The organism is Trinickia sp. (assembly GCF_051961175.1).
In the GTDB taxonomy this organism is placed as follows: Bacteria; Pseudomonadota; Gammaproteobacteria; order Burkholderiales; family Burkholderiaceae; genus Trinickia.
Map to the genome: position 1 here is coordinate 1 of NZ_JBQCDN010000016.1, position 3,804 is coordinate 3,804.

Annotated in this window: 3 protein-coding genes; all 3 read left to right on the top strand. The window is 64.3% G+C overall.

Annotated elements, in window-relative coordinates:
- Positions 1 to 2 precede the first annotated feature (2 nt).
- The 3 genes from ACTHL0_RS00985 to ACTHL0_RS00995 are packed head-to-tail and all read left to right on the top strand — an operon-like array spanning position 3 to position 3,794.
- Positions 3 to 1,025: an alginate O-acetyltransferase AlgX-related protein gene (locus ACTHL0_RS00985; RefSeq protein ID WP_440564692.1), complete on the top strand. Its 1,023-nt coding sequence runs from the start codon at positions 3 to 5 to the stop codon at positions 1,023 to 1,025.
- A gap of 4 nt (positions 1,026 to 1,029) precedes the next feature.
- Entirely contained in the window at positions 1,030 to 2,202 is a 1,173-nt protein-coding gene (locus ACTHL0_RS00990; RefSeq protein ID WP_440564693.1) for an alginate O-acetyltransferase AlgX-related protein, read from the top strand.
- Positions 2,203 to 2,213: 11 nt separating this feature from the next.
- Entirely contained in the window at positions 2,214 to 3,794 is a 1,581-nt protein-coding gene (locus tag ACTHL0_RS00995) for an MBOAT family O-acyltransferase (RefSeq protein WP_440564694.1), read from the top strand.
- Positions 3,795 to 3,804: the final 10 nt, after the last annotated feature.

Genomic DNA, 3,804 nt, shown 5'->3' on the forward strand with positions numbered 1-3,804 from the left:
CGATGACGCGGACGATGCGCCGCATCGCCCAAGGCGTCGCGCTCTGCGCTGCGACGTTGGGTGTGGTTGCCGCAACCGGCGCCATCGCCGCGCTCACCAGCGCGAGCGCCAGTGCGCAGGCGCAGGACGCCTCGTCGATCATCATCAAGGGCAAGGACGGCTGGCTCTTCCCGGGCTGGGGCAGCCTGACGACCGTCGACACGCGCGGCATTGACAACGACACGCGTCTCATCGTGCAGGCGCGGGACCTCTTTGCCGCGCACGGTATCAAACTCGACGTCCTGCTGCTGCCCGACAAGACCCGTTTCTATCAGGACAAGCTACCCGGCGGGCGCACACTGAGCGCCGATGTGAAGGGGCGTTACGCCACGATTCTCGGCAAGCTCAAACAAGCCGGCATCTCGACGTTCGACGACGAAGCCGTGCTGCGCAGGCTGCGCGATGCAGGCGAGAACGTGTTCTACCGCACCGATCAGCACTGGACGCAGGCGGCCGCCGACGCCACGGCCGAGGCTGCCGCGCAGATGCTCGCGCACGACGTGCCGAAGCTCGACGGCCAAGCGGGCACGGGCATGCCGCTTGGCAGCATGTTCAACGAACGCCGCTATGGTGATCTGGCCGAACTGTTCCTCACGCCCGACGAGAAGCAGCAAGTCGGCCGCGAAGTGTATTCGGTGCGCCGCCAGGCCGAAGGCCAGAGCTTGATCGACGATGCGCCGGCACCCGTGCACATAACGGGCCACAGCATGGTGCAGCCCTACTTCGGCTTCCCGCAGAAGCTCTCGAACCTGATCGATCGCCCCGTCTCGGTGAACTGGAAGCCGGGCAACGTCGGCCAATGGATCATGTTGCTGGAGTACGTCGAATCGCCCGAATTCAAGGCGCACAAGCCACAGGTGCTCGTGTGGCAGATGTTCGAGCCGACCTATTCTCAAGGACCGGATGCCTCGGGGCTGTGGGACAACGCGTCGATCATGTCGACCGATACCTGGCTCTCGCGTCTGAAGACCGCACTGGGGAACTGACGGAGTGACGACACCGAATCACGATCACGCGTCCGAGCACCGCCTCGCCGCACTCGTGTGGGCGCTATTGCTGATCGCCGGCTTCAGCTGGGCGCTGTGGTCGCTCGCGCATGCGCGGATCGATGGGCAGGCGCTGCGCCTCGATGCATGGCTCGACGGTTCGGCCGGCAAGGCACTTGGCAAGTCGCTGCATGTGCCCGAACAGGACACCATCGAGACGGCGAATGCCGCCGCGCACTATCGCTTGCTTGGCGATCTCGGCGACCAAACGGTGCTCGGCTGCCCGCAGTGGATGTTCTATCGCGATGGCCTTCGTCCGCAGCCGGGCGTGGGCGATTCGGTGTTCCAGGCGCGTTTGCGTTTGATGCGCTATTGGACCGGCGAATTGCGTAGGCAACATATCAATGTGCTTGTCGTGGCGGTGCCGGATAAGTCGCGTATCGAGGCCGCGCATCTGTGCGGTCAGGAAGTGTCGACGGCGATGCGGCAGCGGCTCGACCGATGGCAGGATGCGCTGCGTGCAGATGGCGTGCGGTTCGTCGATTTGCGCCCGACCCTTGAAGGCCATGCCACGCCGATGTTCTTTCGCACCGACGTGCACATGAATGCTGATGGTGCCCGCGCGGCGGCCACGGCCGTGGCGCAGGCCGCGTTGCCCTTGCTCGGCAACCAAAAAGGCACGCAGGATTTCATGATCGGCACGCCCGGCGCGCCTGCAGTTCGAATCGGCGATCTGCTCGTGCTCTCGGGATTGCAGCGCGCGCCGCAGGGCTGGCGCCCGGATCTCGAGCGCGTGCAACCGCAGGTGATCGACCCCGTGCGTGCGGGTGGTCTGCTGGACGACACGCCCCCCGTCGAGGTGCTGCTCGCCGGCAGCTCGAACGGCCGGCGCAGCAACTTCGCGCCCTGGCTCGGCATTGGGCTCGGCCGCGAAGTGTGGAACCTCAGCATGGACGGCGGCCAATTCAGCGGTGCGCTCGTCGCAGCGTTCCGGCAGCGCGATACGTGGCCGAAGTCGCTCAAGCTCGTGATCTGGGAGTTCTCGGAGAACGCGTTGTCGCTGCCGCTCACCGGCGACGAGCAAGCCGTGCTCGAGCGCTTGCCTGCAAGCCAAGACGTTCCCCGGCCGCCCCCGGCCGCTGCATCGGCGGCGCGAGCGCTTGCCCCTTCTGCCTGAGACCGATCGCCATGCTGTTCAATTCCTGGCTGTTTCTGCTGCTGTTTCTGCCGATCGCGCTGGCGGGACACTATCTCGCCGGCGCCGTCAGCCTGCGGCTCGCCGCCGTGTGGCTGTGCATCACGTCGTTCGTGTTCTACGGGTGGTGGAATCCGCAATTCGTCGCGCTGCTCGCCGCGTCGATCGCGTTCAACTACGGGATTAGCCAATGGATGCTCCGTTGCGCGGGCCGGCCGCGTCTGCAGAGCGCGATCGTCGCTGCCGGCGTGTTGGCCGATCTCGCCGCACTCGTCCATTACAAGTATTTCGCCACGCTCTTCAATTTCATGAGCGAGCTCGGCATCACCCACGGCATGATGGATCCGCTTGTCCTGCCGCTCGGCATCTCGTTCTTCACATTCACGCAGATCGGCTACCTGCTCGATTGCCGCGCCGGCATCGCGAAGGAGCGCCGTCTGCTGAACTATGTACTGTTCGTGACGTTCTTCCCGCACCTCATTGCCGGTCCGATCCTGCATCACAAGGAAATGATGCCGCAGTTCGCGAAGCAGGAAAACTTCAGATTTCGCCCGGAAAATCTTTCGATCGGCACGATGCTGTTCGTCATCGGTCTCGCCAAGAAGGTCTTGCTGGCCGATGCGATCGCAGCCTACGCCGATGCCGGTTTCGCCGCGCCCGGCGACCTGCAGTTCTGGGCCGCGTGGGGCACGAGCATCGCCTATGCCTTGCAGCTCTACTTCGATTTCTCGGGCTATTCGGACATGGCGCTCGGCCTCGCGAAGATGTTCGGCATCCGTTTTCCGCTGAACTTCAATTCGCCGTACAAGGCGAGCAACATCATCGATTTCTGGGCGCGCTGGCACATTACCCTCACGCGCTATCTGACGGCGTACCTTTATTACCCTGTCGCGATGGCGATCTCGCGCATGCGCGAAAAGCGCGGCCTGACGGCCGGCTCAGTTGCCGCACGCACGCCGGGCGGGTTTGCCGCGACCATCATGGCGCCGACTGTCTTCACGATGGGCCTCGCCGGCATTTGGCACGGCTCGGGTTTCCAATACCTCGTGTTCGGTCTGCTCCATGCGGCGTACTTGTCGATCAATCACGCGTGGCGCATTTTCGTCGTCGGGCGCAAACCCGTCGCGAGCCGAAGGAACACCCGCGCGGGCAACGTCGCGAGTGTCGCCGTCACGTTTATCGCGGTCCTCGTTGCACAGGCCTTTTTCCGTGCGCACGGCGTGGCCGATGCCGTTCATCTCGTCGAAGGCATGATGGGCCTGCGCGGCTTCGAGTCGTTCGGCACGCTCCCCTATGCGCTGAAGATGGCGCCCGGCGATGCCTGGCGTCTGATCGTCGGCACACATCTGCAACTCGTGTACGTGCTCGCGCTGCTCGGCATCGCATGGTTCACGCCCAACGCGCACCAGATCCTCGGGCGCCATTCGCCCGCGCTCTTCAAGGCGCAGGAAACGGCGCTCGCGTGGATGCGCTGGCGTCCGAACGCACCGTGGCTGGCCGTGGTGCTCGCGCTGTTCTTCCTCTGTCTCGCGAATCTACACAAGGAAACGCGCTTCCTGTATTTCCAGTTCTGAAATCGAACAC